14 protein-coding genes are annotated in these 14273 nt (G+C 54.5%); 9 read left to right on the top strand and 5 right to left on the bottom strand.

The genetic code is table 11. The features are described 5' to 3' along the window. A complete protein-coding gene (gene mutS, locus IEV29_RS05305; protein WP_229726324.1) occupies positions 1-2604 on the bottom strand; it encodes a DNA mismatch repair protein MutS in 2604 nt (867 codons plus the stop codon). A 341-nt stretch (positions 2605-2945) separates the two neighbouring features. Here mutS and IEV29_RS05300 point away from each other — a divergent pair, with 341 nt between their 5' ends. Further along, positions 2946-3281: a VOC family protein gene (locus tag IEV29_RS05300; protein WP_188380193.1), complete on the top strand. Its 336-nt coding sequence runs from the start codon at positions 2946-2948 to the stop codon at positions 3279-3281. A gap of 56 nt (positions 3282-3337) precedes the next feature. On the opposite strand, the gene IEV29_RS05295 is transcribed toward IEV29_RS05300, so the two are convergent. Both IEV29_RS05295 and IEV29_RS05290 read right to left on the bottom strand, forming a co-directional pair. Beyond that, entirely contained in the window at positions 3338-4678 is a 1341-nt protein-coding gene (locus tag IEV29_RS05295) for a DEAD/DEAH box helicase (RefSeq protein WP_188380192.1), read from the bottom strand. 254 nt (positions 4679-4932) lie between these two features. Beyond that, on the bottom strand, positions 4933-5730 hold the full coding sequence (locus tag IEV29_RS05290) for an inositol monophosphatase family protein (RefSeq protein ID WP_188380191.1): 798 nt from the start codon (positions 5728-5730) through the stop codon (positions 4933-4935). Positions 5731-5885: 155 nt separating this feature from the next. Here IEV29_RS05290 and IEV29_RS05285 point away from each other — a divergent pair, with 155 nt between their 5' ends. Beyond that, positions 5886-6668 carry an RNA methyltransferase gene (locus tag IEV29_RS05285; protein ID WP_188380190.1) on the top strand — a complete coding sequence of 261 codons (783 nt, stop codon included), beginning with the start codon at positions 5886-5888 and terminating at the stop codon, positions 6666-6668. Between the two features lie 55 nt (positions 6669-6723). Here the strand turns inward: IEV29_RS05285 and lexA are convergent, their stop codons facing one another. Continuing rightward, entirely contained in the window at positions 6724-7380 is a 657-nt protein-coding gene (lexA, locus tag IEV29_RS05280; protein WP_188380189.1) for a transcriptional repressor LexA, read from the bottom strand. A 256-nt stretch (positions 7381-7636) separates the two neighbouring features. Between lexA and rpsF the strand changes: the two genes are divergently transcribed. The 7 genes from rpsF to IEV29_RS05245 all read left to right on the top strand — a co-directional run bounded on the left by rpsF (position 7637) and on the right by IEV29_RS05245 (position 12457). Next, entirely contained in the window at positions 7637-8002 is a 366-nt protein-coding gene (gene rpsF / locus IEV29_RS05275; protein WP_188380188.1) for a 30S ribosomal protein S6, read from the top strand. A 21-nt stretch (positions 8003-8023) separates the two neighbouring features. Further along, positions 8024-8347, top strand: coding sequence for a primosomal replication protein N (priB, locus tag IEV29_RS05270; protein WP_188380187.1), 324 nt, complete (start codon positions 8024-8026; stop codon positions 8345-8347). Further along, the gene (gene rpsR / locus IEV29_RS05265; protein ID WP_188380186.1) at positions 8334-8618 is read left to right on the top strand and encodes a 30S ribosomal protein S18; all 285 of its coding nucleotides are present in this window, start codon (positions 8334-8336) and stop codon (positions 8616-8618) included. The genes priB and rpsR overlap by 14 nt, the downstream gene beginning before the upstream one ends. 25 nt (positions 8619-8643) lie before the next feature. Then, positions 8644-9096 (top strand): 50S ribosomal protein L9, encoded by a 453-nt coding sequence (rplI, locus tag IEV29_RS05260; RefSeq protein ID WP_188380185.1) that lies wholly within the window; start codon positions 8644-8646, stop codon positions 9094-9096. Positions 9097-9210: 114 nt separating this feature from the next. Then, positions 9211-10602 (top strand): replicative DNA helicase, encoded by a 1392-nt coding sequence (locus IEV29_RS05255; RefSeq protein ID WP_188380184.1) that lies wholly within the window; start codon positions 9211-9213, stop codon positions 10600-10602. 104 nt (positions 10603-10706) lie between these two features. After that, positions 10707-11333, top strand: a complete 627-nt coding sequence (locus IEV29_RS05250; protein ID WP_188380183.1) for a DUF47 domain-containing protein — start codon at positions 10707-10709, stop codon at positions 11331-11333. 116 nt (positions 11334-11449) lie between these two features. After that, positions 11450-12457 carry an inorganic phosphate transporter gene (locus IEV29_RS05245; RefSeq protein WP_188380182.1) on the top strand — a complete coding sequence of 336 codons (1008 nt, stop codon included), beginning with the start codon at positions 11450-11452 and terminating at the stop codon, positions 12455-12457. 103 nt (positions 12458-12560) lie between these two features. On the opposite strand, the gene IEV29_RS05240 is transcribed toward IEV29_RS05245, so the two are convergent. Further along, positions 12561-14216 carry a PhoH family protein gene (locus tag IEV29_RS05240; RefSeq protein WP_188380181.1) on the bottom strand — a complete coding sequence of 552 codons (1656 nt, stop codon included), beginning with the start codon at positions 14214-14216 and terminating at the stop codon, positions 12561-12563. Positions 14217-14273 lie beyond the last annotated feature (57 nt).

Below are 14273 nucleotides of genomic sequence, written 5' to 3'. Positions count from 1 at the left end.
TCAGGTGAGGGAACCGATTTCCTTGAGGCGATACAGTGCGGCTAATGCTTCGCGTGGAGTCATCGCATCCGGATCGATGTCTGCCATGGCTTGTTCCAGTGCAGAAGCTGAAGAGGAAGGTGCAGCTTCCTCTTCTTCGAATGCGGCTGTTTGTCTATCGGCAAACAAATCAAACTGCGGTGTCGTCTGCATTGATCCGGCTTCAAGGAAGGCAAGGTGTTTGCGTGCCGCACGAATGACCGCTTGCGGCACGCCGGCAAGCTGCGCAACCTGCAGACCGTAGCTTTGTGAGGCGGGCCCCGGTTGCACGGCATGCAGGAAGACGATGCGATCCTTGTGTTCGACTGCCGACAAATGCACATTGGCCGCAGAAGGATGCAGTTCCGGCAATTGTGTCAGCTCGAAATAATGGGTTGCAAACAGGGTAAAGCTTTGCGTGTTGTCGATCAGATGGCGGGCAATTGCCCATGCCAGTGCCAGTCCATCGAAAGTGGAAGTACCGCGCCCGACTTCATCCATCAAAACTAGTGATTGGGCCGTCGCGCCATTCAGGATGGCTGCGGATTCCGTCATCTCGACCATGAAGGTCGAACGCCCGCCTGCAAGATCGTCCGCTGCGCCGAGACGCGTAAAGATGCGGTCGATCGGACCGATGGTGGCATTCGTCGCGGGAACGAAACTGCCGACATAAGCAAGCAGAGTAATCAGCGCAACCTGGCGCATGTAGGTCGATTTACCGCCCATGTTCGGGCCGGTGATCAACAGCAATTTGCTTTCGTGACTGAGCATGCAGTCATTGGCAATGAAGCGTTCAATATGATTTTCGACCACCGGATGACGGCCTTGCTCGATACGGATCATCGGGTCGGCCACCAGTTGCGGTGCGCACCAGTTATTGCGTGCTGCATGGTCGGCCAGTGCAACCAGCGTGTCGAGCTGCGCAACGGCGGCGGCTATATCCTGCAGGACGGGAATATGGGCAACCAGTTGCTGCAGCAACTGATCGTACAGATGTTTCTCACGTGCCAGTGCACGTTCCTGTGCCGACAACGCCTTGTCTTCGAATGCCTTGAGTTCGGGCGTAATGTAGCGCTCTGCATTCTTCAATGTCTGGCGGCGGCGATAATCGTCGGGCACTTTCTCGGTTTGTCCATGGGTGACCTCAATGTAAAAACCGTGAACCTTGTTGTATTCGACGCGCAGATTGGCAATGCCGGTGCGTGCCCGTTCGCGCGTTTCCAGATCGACCAGAAACTGTCCGGCGTTTTCTGACAGCGCGCGCAGTTCATCGAGTTCCGCATCGTAACCGCGGGCAATCACACCACCGTCGCGCACCATGGCGGCGGGTTCCATTGCGATGGCGCGTTCGATCAGGTCCAGACAATCGTTCGGTGTGGCGAGCGCGTTATGCAAGGTTTGTAGCAGGGGCGCATCGGCATCCTTATTGCACATCGAAACGTAGGCACGCAGGGATGGCAATTGTTGCAGGCCGCTGCGCATGCCGGCCAGATCGCGTGGACGAGCGCTGGCAAGTGCGATGCGCGTCGTGATGCGTTCGATATCCGGTACCGACGACAAGGTGGAGAACAGGCCGGATGTCGCATCGGCACGCATCAGTGCATGGATCGCTGCATGACGGGAACGCGCAATCGACTGATCACGTTGAGCATGATGCAACCAGTGGCGCAGCAAACGCGAACCCATCGAGGTACGGCAATGATCCAGCAATGCGAAAAGTGTGGCGCCGTTTTGATCCTGTCCGCGAATGGATTCGGTCAGTTCCAGATTACGGCGTGTTGCGGCATCAAGGCCGATGTATTCATCCTCGTTTTCAACGAGCAGCGTGCGCACGTGTTGCAATCCGCGACCTTGCGTCGATTGGGCGTAACGCAAGAGGGCGCCTGCAGCGCCGATGGCGGCACTGAATGATTCCGCGCCGAATCCGCTCAACGTATTGACATGCAACTGTTCGTAAAGCGCCTTGGTGCCGTGCGCGATGTCGAAGTGCCAGTCCGGTACCGTGGTATTGCGCGCAAATGGATAGTCGCCGAAGGGCGTATCGATTGAGCCGGGGACCAGAATCTCTGCGGGAGAAATCCGCTCCAGCTCATGACGCAGACGTGCATCGACATGCTGTGCGTCGGCTGAGAATTCCATCATCTTCAATGCGCCGCTTGCGAGCGACAGCCAGGCGATACCGATGGTGACCTGTTTGCGTTGCGCGGTGCTGTACAGCGCCAACAATGCCTGCTCGGCTTTTTCTGGCAGTAGATCGGCATCGGTCAGCGTACCAGGCGTAATGACCCGCAGCACCTTGCGTTCGACCGGACCTTTGCTGGTAGCCGGATCGCCAATCTGTTCGCAGATGGCAATTGATTCGCCAAGTTTGACGAGCTTGGATAAATATTGTTCGACAGCATGAAATGGCACGCCAGCCATTTTGATCGGCTGGCCGTTGGAGCTGCCACGTTGCGTCAGGGTGATGCCAAGTAAGCGTGATGCTTTTTCCGCATCCTCGAAAAACAGTTCATAGAAATCGCCCATGCGATAGAACACCAGCGTGGTCGGATAGTCGGCCTTGATGCGCAGATACTGCTGCATCATCGGCGTATGGCTGCTTTTGGCGTCTGACGCAGGCGTGGTAATGGACTTTTCGGCTGCTGCCTGATTCTTCAAGGACATAAGGTCGGTTCTGGTCATCGTGTTCGTAATCGACGTTGACAGGCTGCGATCACGAAACGTGGAAAAGGTTGCAAGTCGCAGCAAGCGCGACCAATGGAGCAGTATTGTATACAGCCGCCAGCGCCGCACCAAGACATGAAAAAGCTGTCATTGACTTGCGCAGGGCGAGTATCTAAGCTGGAAGACAGGGCAATCGGTCGTTTGCAGGGCGTACGGTTGTCGTTGTGTTCTTTTTCTCCACACGCCGGCAGGGGAATCCGATCATGTCCATCACCTTACTCTTGCGTTGTCAGGATATGGAGAAGACGGCGGATTTTTACCGTAGCATCCTCGACTTTCGCGTTACGATTTCGGCCGGCATTTTGACTGTGGAAAAGCACGGCGGCAAAATCGTGTTCACCGACCGTGATCTGTGGAATGTGCCGGTGACGTGTTCCGGTACTGTCTATTTCACTGTGCCGAACATCGAATCCTATTACTCCCAGCTTGAAGACAAGAATATCGTTGTCTGGCCAATTCAGGAAATGTCGTACAGCGCCATCGAATTTGGCATTCTGGATTGCAATGGGTATTACCTGGCGTTCCAGCAAAAAATGTAGCCTGCGGCACATAAACAAAAAACCTCCGATGCAACTGCAAAGGAGGTTTTTTGCGTTTAACGACCGCGGCCGCCCGAACGATGCTGCGCGGCCGATCTGCCGGTGGCAGGGGCAGGTGGTTTGCCACTGCCAGGACGTGCGGGTTGGCCGCCAGGTTTGCCGGGATTGGCTCGATTGCCTTGTTGAGGACGTCGGCCACCACCGCCATGTCCATGACTGCGCAACTGGATTGGTTGCGGTTTGGCGTTGAGATCGGGTTCAAAACCTGCGATTACTTCCGATGGCAGTTTTCTTTTGATCAGTTTTTCGATGTCCTTGAGCATGTTGAGTTCGTCGACGCACACCAGTGAAACCGCCTCACCCGTAGCACCGGCACGACCGGTGCGGCCGATGCGGTGAACGTAATCTTCCGGCACATTGGGTAAATCATAGTTGACGACATGCGGCAACTGATCGATGTCGATACCGCGGGCAGCGATGTCGGTGGCAACCAGCACTTGCAAGGTACCGTCCTTGAATTCACTCAGCGCCTTGGTACGTGCAGACTGGCTTTTATTGCCGTGAATCGCCATGCCGCTGATGCCATCCTTGCCCAGTTGCTCAACCAGCCGGTTTGCGCCATGTTTGGTACGTGTGAAGACCAGTACTTGCGACCAGTTATTCGTTTTGATCAGATGCGCGAGCAGCGGATGCTTGCGGTCGCGATCAACCGGATGAATCTTTTGATCGATGACTTCTACCGTGGAGTTGCGACGCGCGACTTCGATCGTTGCAGGCGAATCCAGCAAGCCATCAGCAAGTGCCTTGATGTCATCCGAGAAGGTCGCGGAGAACAGCAGGTTCTGGCGCTTTGGCGGCAGCGCTGCCAGTACTTTGCGGATATCGCGGATGAAGCCCATGTCCAGCATACGATCAGCTTCATCGAGTACAAGAATCTCGATGTGATCCAGATTGACGGTGCCTTGCTGCATGTGATCGAGAAGACGGCCCGGCGTGGCCACCAGAATATCGACACCGTGCTTGAGCAGCTTGATCTGTGGGTTGATCCCAACGCCGCCAAAGATCACGGCGGAGTTCAACGGTAAATACTTCGCGTAGGCGCGGACGTTTTCTTCTACCTGCGCAGCCAGTTCGCGCGTTGGCGTCAGAACGAGGGCACGAATAGCACGCGCAGAAGTTTTGTTGGGATGCGGTTTGCTGCCGGTCGACAGGCGATGCAGCATCGGGAGTGTAAAGCCTGCGGTTTTGCCGGTGCCGGTCTGTGCCCCGGCCAGCAGGTCACCACCTTTCAGTACGGTTGGAATGGCTTGCGCCTGAATCGGAGTGGGTTGGGTATATCCCTGTTCGGTTACGGCACGAACAATACCTTCGGCAAGGCCGAGGTCGGTAAAAGACATGAAAGCTCAGTAAGGAAAGATCGGCCTGTCGCCATGATGGCGCCAGTCTCAGGCAAACGAAAGGGACGAAGTCAGAATGGACGGCGGCGGGCTGACTGGCAAGGAAGCCGCGTGAGGGGGAGTATATCAGCAGCGAGCTTGCACTGCAGTCATTCGAGAGGAAAGTCGCTACGTAGTAACCGCAGTGAGGTGATCAAGTCAAACACCAGCGCAGTCCATGCATCGGGAAGGCAGCGGCCTTCCCGATGGTTGCCTTACTTCTTGGAGAATTCACTCAACAGAGCCACCATCTGGGCGAACACCTTTGGATTGCCGGCCAGTACATCGCCTTTGTACAGATAGTCGGAGTCACCGTTAAAGGTGCCGACGATGCCGCCTGCTTCCGTCACAAGCAGCGAACCGGCAGCGATATCCCAAGGTTGCAAGCCTTTTTCAAAAAAGCCATCCAAACGGCCGGCAGCGACATAGGCCAGATCCAGCGCAGCCGAACCCGGGCGACGCAAACCGGCACAGCTTTGCGTCATGATCTTGAACATCTTCAGGTATTCATCGATGTTGTCACCGGTGCGAAACGGAAAGCCGGTACCGATCAGGGCGTCGGCAATCTTGTCGCGACGCGTGACGCGAATACGTTTTTCGTTCAGATAGGCGCCAGCGCCTTTGGTCGCGGTGAACAGATCGTTGCGATTTGGATCGTAGACAACGGCTTGCGTAATCTGGCCGCGATGTTGCAACGCAATCGAAACAGCGTACTGTGGAAAGCCGTGAATGAAGTTGGTAGTGCCGTCGAGTGGATCGATGATCCAGACGTATTCGTTTTCGTCATGCAGGTTTGCAGAGGCGCCGGACTCTTCGGCGAGAATGGCATGGTCCGGATAGGCGGTCAGAAGAACCTCGATGATGGCTTGCTCGGCAGCCTGATCGACTTCGGTAACGAAGTCATTGGGCGTTTTTTCCGTGACCTTGATACGATCCAGATCGAAGGAAGCGCGGTTGATGACGGCAGCGCCGCGGCGGGCAGCTTTTACCGCCGTGTTGAGCATGGGATGCATAGAGATTCCGTTAAAATGGCGGCACCGTGCACATGCACGAAAGAATCCGCCTAAATTGACCTTAATGAGCGATGCGGCATACAAATGGGCATGGAAGTCTGGATCTTAATGCAGACGACTCCAACCCATTTTGCCGCGCAATGCCGCTATTTTAAATGAACCTGCCTCAAATCGACATGCCTCTTTTCAACCGTTTGCGCTTTGTGCTGGTGGAAACCAGTCGTGCCGGTAACATCGGTGCCACCGCTCGCGCCATGAAGAACATGGGTTTTTCCGATTTGGTCCTGGTGAATCCGCGTTTTTCGGATGCGCTGACCAATGAAGAGGCGGTGGCGTTTGCCAGCGGCGCGCAGGATATCCTGACGTCTGCGCGTGTGGTGGGTTCGATTGAGGAAGCGCTGGTGGATTGCAATTTCTCTGCGGCTGTGACGGCGCGATTACGTGAGTTTTCTCCTCCCGTGCTGACACCGCGTGTCTTTGCCACACGACTCCAACAAGACGCGAACCTGAATGCCGCTGTTGTTTTTGGTAACGAGCGTTTCGGTCTGCCGAACGACATTGTCCAGCGTTGCAATGTACTGATCAATATTCCGGCCAATCCGGATTATTCGTCATTGAATCTGGCACAGGCGGTGCAAGTCATTTCGTACGAAGCGCGTATGGCTGATGCGGAAAAGTGCATGTCCGCTGCGGATGCAGCGATCGGTTTTCAGGGGGAGGTCGCCAGTCTGGCGCAGATCGACGGGATGTATGCGCATCTGGAACAAGCCTTGATCGCCATCGATTTTCTGGATCCGGATAATCCGAAAAAACTGATGCCGCGTCTTAAACGCCTGTTTGCGCGCACAGAGCTGGAAACCGAGGAAGTCAATATTCTGCGCGGCATTGCAAGCCAGATACTGACGGCCAGAAAGAAACGCAAAACCAGCGAGGCTTGATCAGCCTATTGCCATGAGGATGAGCCCGGCGTGCAAGGCCGCGATTCACTGCGGTTCAGTTCCAGCTGCGCATTAGCCCCACTGCCAGACCTTCCAGTGCAAATTCATCCTGGCTGAGATCGACGCGAATTGGCTCGAAGTCTGGATTTTCCGGTAACAGTTCGATCAGCGAACCGGATTTGCGGAAGCGTTTCACCGTTACGTCATCGCCAAGTCGGGCGACCACAATCTGTCCATTCTTGGCACTGTCTATTTTTTTTACGGCCAGCAAATCGCCATCGAGAATGCCGGCATCACGCATCGACATGCCGCGTACCTTCAGTAAAAAGTCGGGTTTGGCTGAAAACAGCGAGCGATCAACATCGTATGTTGCTTCGATATGTTCCTGCGCGAGGATGGGCGAGCCGGCAGCCACGCGTCCAACCAGGGGCAGGCTCAGTTGCATCAGGGCAGGGTGTGGCAATGACATCTGGGTGGCGTTGCCGCGGTCGTTGCTGCCGTGATCCTTGAGGCGGATGCCGCGCGACGTGCCAGGGGAAATTTCAATTGCACCCTTGCGTGCCAGCGCTTGCAAGTGTTCTTCGGCGGCATTGGCAGAACGGAAACCAAGTTCAGTTGCGATTTCTGCACGTGTTGGTGGAAAACCGGTGTTATCGATCGCATCGCGAATCAGATTCAGGATTTGTTCCTGGCGTGCTGTCAATTTGATCATGGCCAAATCCGGTAATGCCCAAAACATTTGGGCTGTAAATATGAACAGTCTGTATTTTTATACAGTGCATGATGGAAAGCAAGGAGATTGACAGCAGGTAACGCGAAAATATCCCGGGTCTGTGTGTGAGATGACGACAAAACGCTTGAAAACATTGAGTTTTTTAAGGCGAGCGCGTATGATTGCGGGTTTTCCTCTTCCCACACTCGTCTTGACGCCGAGGTGGGCGATCTTCAATAGTCCAAAAGGAGCTTACATGCGTCATTATGAAATCGTATTTATCGTTCATCCGGATCAAAGCGAGCAAGTGCCTGCAATGATCGAGCGCTACAAAGGCATCGTCACGACCCGTGGCGGTACCGTTCACCGCGTGGAAGATTGGGGCCGCCGTCAAATGGCTTACCTGATCCAGAAACTGGCAAAAGCACACTACGTCTGCCTGAATATCGAATGTGACAGCGAAACGCTGGCCGAAATCGAAACCGGCTTTAAATTCAACGATGCGGTTCTGCGTCACCTGACCGTCAAGATGAAAAAAGCTGAAACTGCACCATCGCCAATGATGAAGGCAGTACAAAAGGAAGATGCAGCCAAGAATCGTGCTGAGGCGCCTGCTGCCTAATACGGCAACGTCGTACCAGGAGTGAATCAGCTTCAGATTGTTGCCACCATCGCCGAGCGTGAAATATTGCGCTACTCACCGGCAGGTATCCCGATTGTGTCAGCTGTATTGCTGCACAGTTCGCAACAGACGGAAGCAGGTGTATCCCGATTGACCGAGTTTGAAATTGCCGCGCTGGCCGCTGGCGAGATTTCAGGCAGATTTGATCGAGCCGAGTTAGGCAGGACATACCGATTTACTGGATTTCTGGCACGAAAAAACCGTAACAGCAAAAGTCTCGTATTTCATCTTACAGATTTCGAAGAACCTCATTTAGATACAGGAGCCAAAAATGGCATTCGGTAAAAAATTCGACAAAAACAAGCTCAAAGAAAAACGCAAACAGCAAAACCCATTGTTCAAACGCAAGAAGTTCTGCCGCTTCACCGCTGCACACGTTGAACAGGTTGATTACAAAGACATCGACACCCTGAAAGACTTCGTGCAAGAAAACGGCAAAATCATGCCAGCGCGTCTGACCGGCACCAAAGCCATCTATCAGCGTCAAGTGGACACCGCGATCAAGCGCGCACGTTTCCTCGCGTTGCTGCCATACACCGATCTGCACAACGCTTGATTAACGACTGAAATAGGAGAAAAACATGCAAGTCATTCTGTTGGAAAAAGTCGTTAATCTCGGCAATCTGGGCGACGTTGTTAAAGTTAAAGACGGTTTCGCACGTAACTTCCTGATCCCGCAACGCAAAGCACGTCGTGCAACGACCGCAGCAGTTGCCGAGTTCGAAGTCAAGCGCGCCGAACTGGAAAAAATCGCTGCAGAAAAACTGGCAGCTGCAACCTCGCAAGGCGAAAAACTGGGCGGTCAAACCGTTCAGGTGTCGCAAAAAGCGGGCGTTGATGGCCGTCTGTTCGGTTCGGTTACCAACAGCGATATCGCTGAAGTCCTGACCAAACAAGGCTTTGCCGTTGAAAAAGCACAAATCCGCATGCCTAACGGCCCGCTCAAAGTCACCGGCGACCACTCGGTTTCCGTGGCATTGCACACCGACGTCGTTGTCGATGTGACGATCACCGTGATCGGCGAACAAGCCTAAGCCGTACTGCACAAATTGCAGGTGTTGTCACCTGTGGAAAAGCCGGGAATTTCCCGGCTTTTTTATTGCCTCTTCCTCAAATTGCCTTTGCCTAAACGGGTATAATTGCGCGCCATGAACACCCGATCCGATCCGCAGCTCGAATCACTTCGCGTCCCTCCCCATTCGATTGAGTCTGAACAATCCGTGCTGGGTGGACTGCTGCTCGATAACGCGGCATGGGATCGCATCGCCGATTTTGTCAGCGAAGATGATTTCTATCGCTACGATCACCGGATCATCTTCCAGCACATCGTCAAGCTGATCAATAATGCCCGTCCGGCGGACGTAATTACGGTCTTTGAGGCGCTGACAACCAGTGGCAAGGCCGAAGATGTTGGCGGTGTGAGTTACCTTAATGCGCTGGCGCAAAACACACCGTCGGCCGCCAATATTCGCCGTTATGCCGAAATCGTGCGCGACCGTGGCGTGCTACGCAAGCTGATCACGGTAGCAGACGAAATTTCTGGCGCTGCTTTCTCACCGCAAGGCAAGGAAGTCAAGCAGATGCTGGATGAAGCCGAGTCCAAGATTTTTGCGATCGCGGAAGAGGGCGCACGTGGTGCGCAGGGCTTCCAGGAAATTCAGCCGCTGTTGACGCAGGTGGTCGAGCGTATCGACGAGCTGTACAGCCGCGATAGCAATAGTGACATTACCGGTGTACCAACCGGCTTTGCCGATCTGGATCGTATGACCTCCGGTCTGCAGCCTGGCGATCTGGTGATCGTTGCAGGTCGTCCTTCGATGGGTAAAACTGCCTTCTCGATCAACATCGGTGAAAACGTGGCAATCGACAGCGGCTTGCCCGTTGCCGTATTTTCGATGGAGATGGGCGGCACGCAGCTGGCAATGCGTATGCTGGGTTCGGTCGGCCGCCTGGATCAGCATCGTCTGCGTACCGGCCGTCTGGTCGATGAAGATTGGCCGCGCCTGACGCATGCAATCCAGAAAATGAATGATGCTCAGCTTTATATCGACGAGACGCCTGCACTGAGCCCGATCGAATTGCGCGCTCGTTCACGTCGTCTTGCCCGTCAATGTGGCAAGCTGGGCCTGATCATTGTCGATTACCTGCAACTGATGTCCGGTAATGGCGGCGGCTCGTCCGAGAATCGCGCAACGGAGATTTCCGAAATTTCGCGAAGCCTCAAGGGTTTGGCAAAAGAACTCAATTGCCCGGTGATCGCACTGTCGCAGCTGAATCGTTCTCTGGAGCAACGTCCAAATAAACGTCCTGTCATGTCTGATCTGCGTGAATCGGGCGCTATTGAACAGGATGCCGACGTGATTCTGTTCATCTATCGCGACGAGGTCTACAATCCGGATTCGCCGGATAAGGGTACGGCGGAAATCATTATTGGCAAACAGCGTAACGGTCCGATCGGCGCAGTGCGCCTGACCTTCCTTGGCCAGTACACCAAATTCGAAAACTACACCGGTTCTGCTGCGTTGTATCAAGGGGACTGAGGGGACTGTTTTACCGCTTTTTGTATTGTTTTTGTATCAGGCGACTGAGAGCGCCGTATCAAACTTCATCGATTTCAACGTTTTCATCTTCAAAGAGAGTAATCATGTTTGGACGACTTCTGCCAAAAGAGGGCAAATTCTTCGATCTCTTCAACGAGCATGCGGAGTACTGCGTCAAGGGCGCCAAGGAAATGGTCGCGCTGATGACCAATTTCGACGATCTTGAAATTCGCGTACACGCCATCGAAGGCATCGAGAAGCAGGCTGACAAGGTCACGCACGCCACGCTGGATGCGCTGCACAAAACCTTCATTACGCCGATCGATCGCGACGATATCCATCAACTGATTACGCGCATGGATGACATTCTGGATCTGATGGAAGATGCGGCGCAGACCATTTCGCTGTACGACATCAAGGCGATCACGCCGGAAGCCAAGCGTCTTGCCGAGCTGTGCCTTGCATGTACCGAAAAGGTCAAGGCGGCGGTCGGTCTGCTGCACAACATGGACAATTCGCGTCAGATTCTGGAAATCTGCCAGGAAATCGACCGTCTGGAATCGGATGCCGATCACGTGATGCGTGCGGCGATGTCCAAGCTGTTCCGTGAAGAGCCGGACGTTCGCACTCTGATCAAACTGAAAGCCATTTATGAGCTGCTGGAAACCGTGACCGACCGTTGCGAAGATGTTTCCAACATCATCGAAGGTATCATTGTCGAAAACGCCTGATCGGGCGAAGGCCGCCGCCATTGTGCGGCGGTTTGCGTTTACGGGGTTGCTGTGTATCCCTCCGTTTTTCGATCACGCATATATGCGTGATCGTGCAGATTGAAAAGAACATATCCATGCAAACACTCACCATGAGTTTTTACGTCCTGGCCTTTCTGGTGATTCTGGCCCTGGTCTTCGACTTCATGAACGGCTTCCATGATGCCGCCAATGCCATCGCAACGGTTGTGTCGACGGGCGTGCTGAAGCCACAGACGGCGGTCGCCATGGCCGCTTTCTTCAACTTTGCCGCAATCGGCGTCTTCCACCTGAAAGTGGCCGCCATGATCGGTACCGGTACGATCGATCCGAGCGTGATTGACCACTATGTAGTGTTCGGGGCGCTGGTCGGCGCCATCGTCTGGAACTTGCTCACCTGGTACTTCGGCCTGCCATCCTCTTCCTCACATGCGCTGATTGGTGGTCTGGTCGGTGCGGCGGTTGCCAAGGCTGGTATTGATTCCCTGATCGCTTCCGGCCTGCTCAAGATCATCATGTTCATCGTGTTGTCGCCAACACTAGGCTTCCTGTTCGGTTCACTGATGATGTTGCTGGTGTCGTGGCTGTTCGTGCGCACCTCACAGCGTACGGTGGATCGCTGGTTCCGTCGTCTGCAACTGGTATCGGCTGCAATGTACAGCCTGGGTCACGGCGGTAACGATGCCCAAAAAACCATGGGGATCATCTGGATGCTGCTGATCGCCGCAGGTGCTTTGTCAACCTCCGACCCGCTACCTAACTGGGTCATCCTTAGCTGCTATGCGGCGATCAGTCTGGGTACCTTGTTTGGCGGCTGGCGTATTGTCAAAACCATGGGACAGAAGATCACCAAACTGAAACCGGTGGGCGGCTTCTGTGCGGAAACAGGTGGTGCGATTACCTTGTTCCTGGCAACCATGCTGGGTGTGCCTGTTTCGACGACGCATACGATTACTGGTGCGATCGTTGGTGTTGGTGCATCACGCAAGATGTCGGCGGTGCGTTGGGGTGTTGCCGGCAATATCGTCTGGGCATGGATCTTCACGATTCCAGCTTCGGCGTTTGTAGCGGCGATTGCCTGGTGGATCGGTACGGAATTCCTGTAATGAAATGAACCATCACCGTCAGAAAATTGATTTTCTGACGGACGATAAAAAAGCCTGCCTATCCAACGATAGGCAGGCTTTTTGTTTGGTAAAGCGTCGAAGGTTACAGCACGTCGCTGGCGTGATCAGCCAGACGTGAACGTTCGCCACGTGCCAGCGTGATATGACCACCGTGGCTCCAGCCCTTGAAGCGATCAACTACATAAGTCAGGCCGCTCGAACCTTCGGTCAGATACGGCGTATCGATCTGCGCGATGTTACCCAGACAAACGATCTTGGTGCCGGGACCGGCGCGCGTCACCAGCGTTTTCATCTGCTTCGGCGTCAGGTTTTGTGCCTCGTCGATGATCAGGAACTTGTTGACGAAGGTACGGCCGCGCATGAAATTGAGGGATTTGATCTTGATCCGCGAGCGAATCAGATCCTGCGTGGCCGCACGGCCCCAGTCGCCTGCATCATTGTCGGACTTGTTGAGCACTTCCAGGTTATCGTCAAAGGCGCCCATCCATGGCGACATTTTCTCTTCTTCAGTACCGGGCAGGAATCCGATATCTTCACCCACGGGCACCGTGACGCGCGTGACGATGATTTCGCTATAGAGCTTGGTTTCCAGCACTTGGGCCAGACCGGAAGCCAGTGCCAACAAGGTTTTACCTGTCCCTGCCTGACCGAGCAGCGAGACGAAATCGCATTCCGGATCGTTAAGCAGATTCAGCGCAAAGTTCTGCTCACGGTTACGTGCGGTCACGCCCCAGACACTATTTTTGTTATGCGTGTAATCACGCAAGGTTTGAATGACGGCAGTCTTGCCGTTGATCTGGCGTACCTGTCCGTAGAACGAGGCTTCGCCGTTTTGCGGTTCCATGAAGACGAACTGGTTGACCAGCATCTGTGGTACCAGCGGGCCTGTCAGACGATAGAACGTGTAACCGCTGCCATGCTTGTTTTCCTGCCAGCTTTCCATGCCCTTCGCATGTTTTTCCCAGAAATCATCGGGCAACTGCAGGATGCCTGAGTAGAGCAGGTCTGTATCTTCGAGTACGTGATCGTTAAAGTATTCCTCAGCTGGCAAGCCCATCGCACGCGCCTTGATGCGCATGTTGATGTCTTTGGAGACCAGTACGACAGAGCGCGTCGGATGCTGCTTCTCGAGCGCCTGCACGACCCCCAGAATCTGGTTGTCCGCCTTGCCGTTCGGCAGACCAGTCGGCAGAGTGACCTCATTGAGCTTGGTCTGGAAAAACAGGCGGCCGCCTGCGTCCCGATTGCCGAGTTTTGCGAGAGGGATGCCTTCATCGATCGCAGTTTCTTCGACGCCGCTGACCAGCGCATCCAGAGAGCGCGAAACCTGACGCGCGTTACGTGCGACTTCCGACATCCCCTTCTTGTGATCGTCTAGCTCTTCGAGCGTGATCATGGGCAGATAGACGTCGTGTTCGGCAAAACGGAACAAGGCGGTGGGATCGTGCATCAGCACATTGGTATCCAGCACAAAGAGTTTGGTCGGGCCGGCCGATCTGGTGGTGCGACGCGTGGTTTTAGTGGCTGTTGGCGTGGATGGCGCTGCAGCAGTCGCACTTGGCTTGGCGGTGCTCGATTTGCCCGGCGCCTTCGCGCGTGGTGTTTCTACTGGTTCCGCCTTGCGCGCGACAGGCTCGACGAGTGTCAGCGGTTTGACGATCTTGTCCTTGTCTGCTTTCGGATAATCCCGAGGAGTAAGCAGCGCGGCTGGTTTGGTAGGCATTTTTGGCAGGGGCATCAGGACCTCGATCTAGAGAATTTGAAGAAGCGGTACAAATGGGTGACATTGTCGATA

Source organism: Oxalicibacterium faecigallinarum, from assembly GCF_014635705.1.
Taxonomy (GTDB): Bacteria; Pseudomonadota; Gammaproteobacteria; order Burkholderiales; family Burkholderiaceae_D; genus Oxalicibacterium; species Oxalicibacterium faecigallinarum.
The sequence above is the reverse complement of the archived record's forward strand: the minus strand, read 5'-3'. Positions and strand labels throughout refer to the sequence as shown.

What these genes read in the sequence shown, in the direction of transcription:
- IEV29_RS05255 (WP_188380184.1), top strand. Translation starts at nt 9,211, where the DNA reads ATGAACACCCGATCCGATCCGCAGCTCGAATCACTTCGCGTCCCTCCC.
- IEV29_RS05295 (WP_188380192.1), bottom strand. Translation starts at nt 4,678, where the DNA reads ATGTCTTTTACCGACCTCGGCCTTGCCGAAGGTATTGTTCGTGCCGTA.
- IEV29_RS05290 (WP_188380191.1), bottom strand. Translation starts at nt 5,730, where the DNA reads ATGCATCCCATGCTCAACACGGCGGTAAAAGCTGCCCGCCGCGGCGCT.
- mutS (WP_229726324.1), bottom strand. Translation starts at nt 2,604, where the DNA reads ATGATGCAGCAGTATCTGCGCATCAAGGCCGACTATCCGACCACGCTG.
- rpsF (WP_188380188.1), top strand. Translation starts at nt 7,637, where the DNA reads ATGCGTCATTATGAAATCGTATTTATCGTTCATCCGGATCAAAGCGAG.
- rplI (WP_188380185.1), top strand. Translation starts at nt 8,644, where the DNA reads ATGCAAGTCATTCTGTTGGAAAAAGTCGTTAATCTCGGCAATCTGGGC.
- lexA (WP_188380189.1), bottom strand. Translation starts at nt 7,380, where the DNA reads ATGATCAAATTGACAGCACGCCAGGAACAAATCCTGAATCTGATTCGC.
- IEV29_RS05285 (WP_188380190.1), top strand. Translation starts at nt 5,886, where the DNA reads ATGAACCTGCCTCAAATCGACATGCCTCTTTTCAACCGTTTGCGCTTT.
- IEV29_RS05245 (WP_188380182.1), top strand. Translation starts at nt 11,450, where the DNA reads ATGCAAACACTCACCATGAGTTTTTACGTCCTGGCCTTTCTGGTGATT.
- IEV29_RS05240 (WP_188380181.1), bottom strand. Translation starts at nt 14,216, where the DNA reads ATGCCCCTGCCAAAAATGCCTACCAAACCAGCCGCGCTGCTTACTCCT.
- IEV29_RS05300 (WP_188380193.1), top strand. Translation starts at nt 2,946, where the DNA reads ATGTCCATCACCTTACTCTTGCGTTGTCAGGATATGGAGAAGACGGCG.
- IEV29_RS05250 (WP_188380183.1), top strand. Translation starts at nt 10,707, where the DNA reads ATGTTTGGACGACTTCTGCCAAAAGAGGGCAAATTCTTCGATCTCTTC.
- rpsR (WP_188380186.1), top strand. Translation starts at nt 8,334, where the DNA reads ATGGCATTCGGTAAAAAATTCGACAAAAACAAGCTCAAAGAAAAACGC.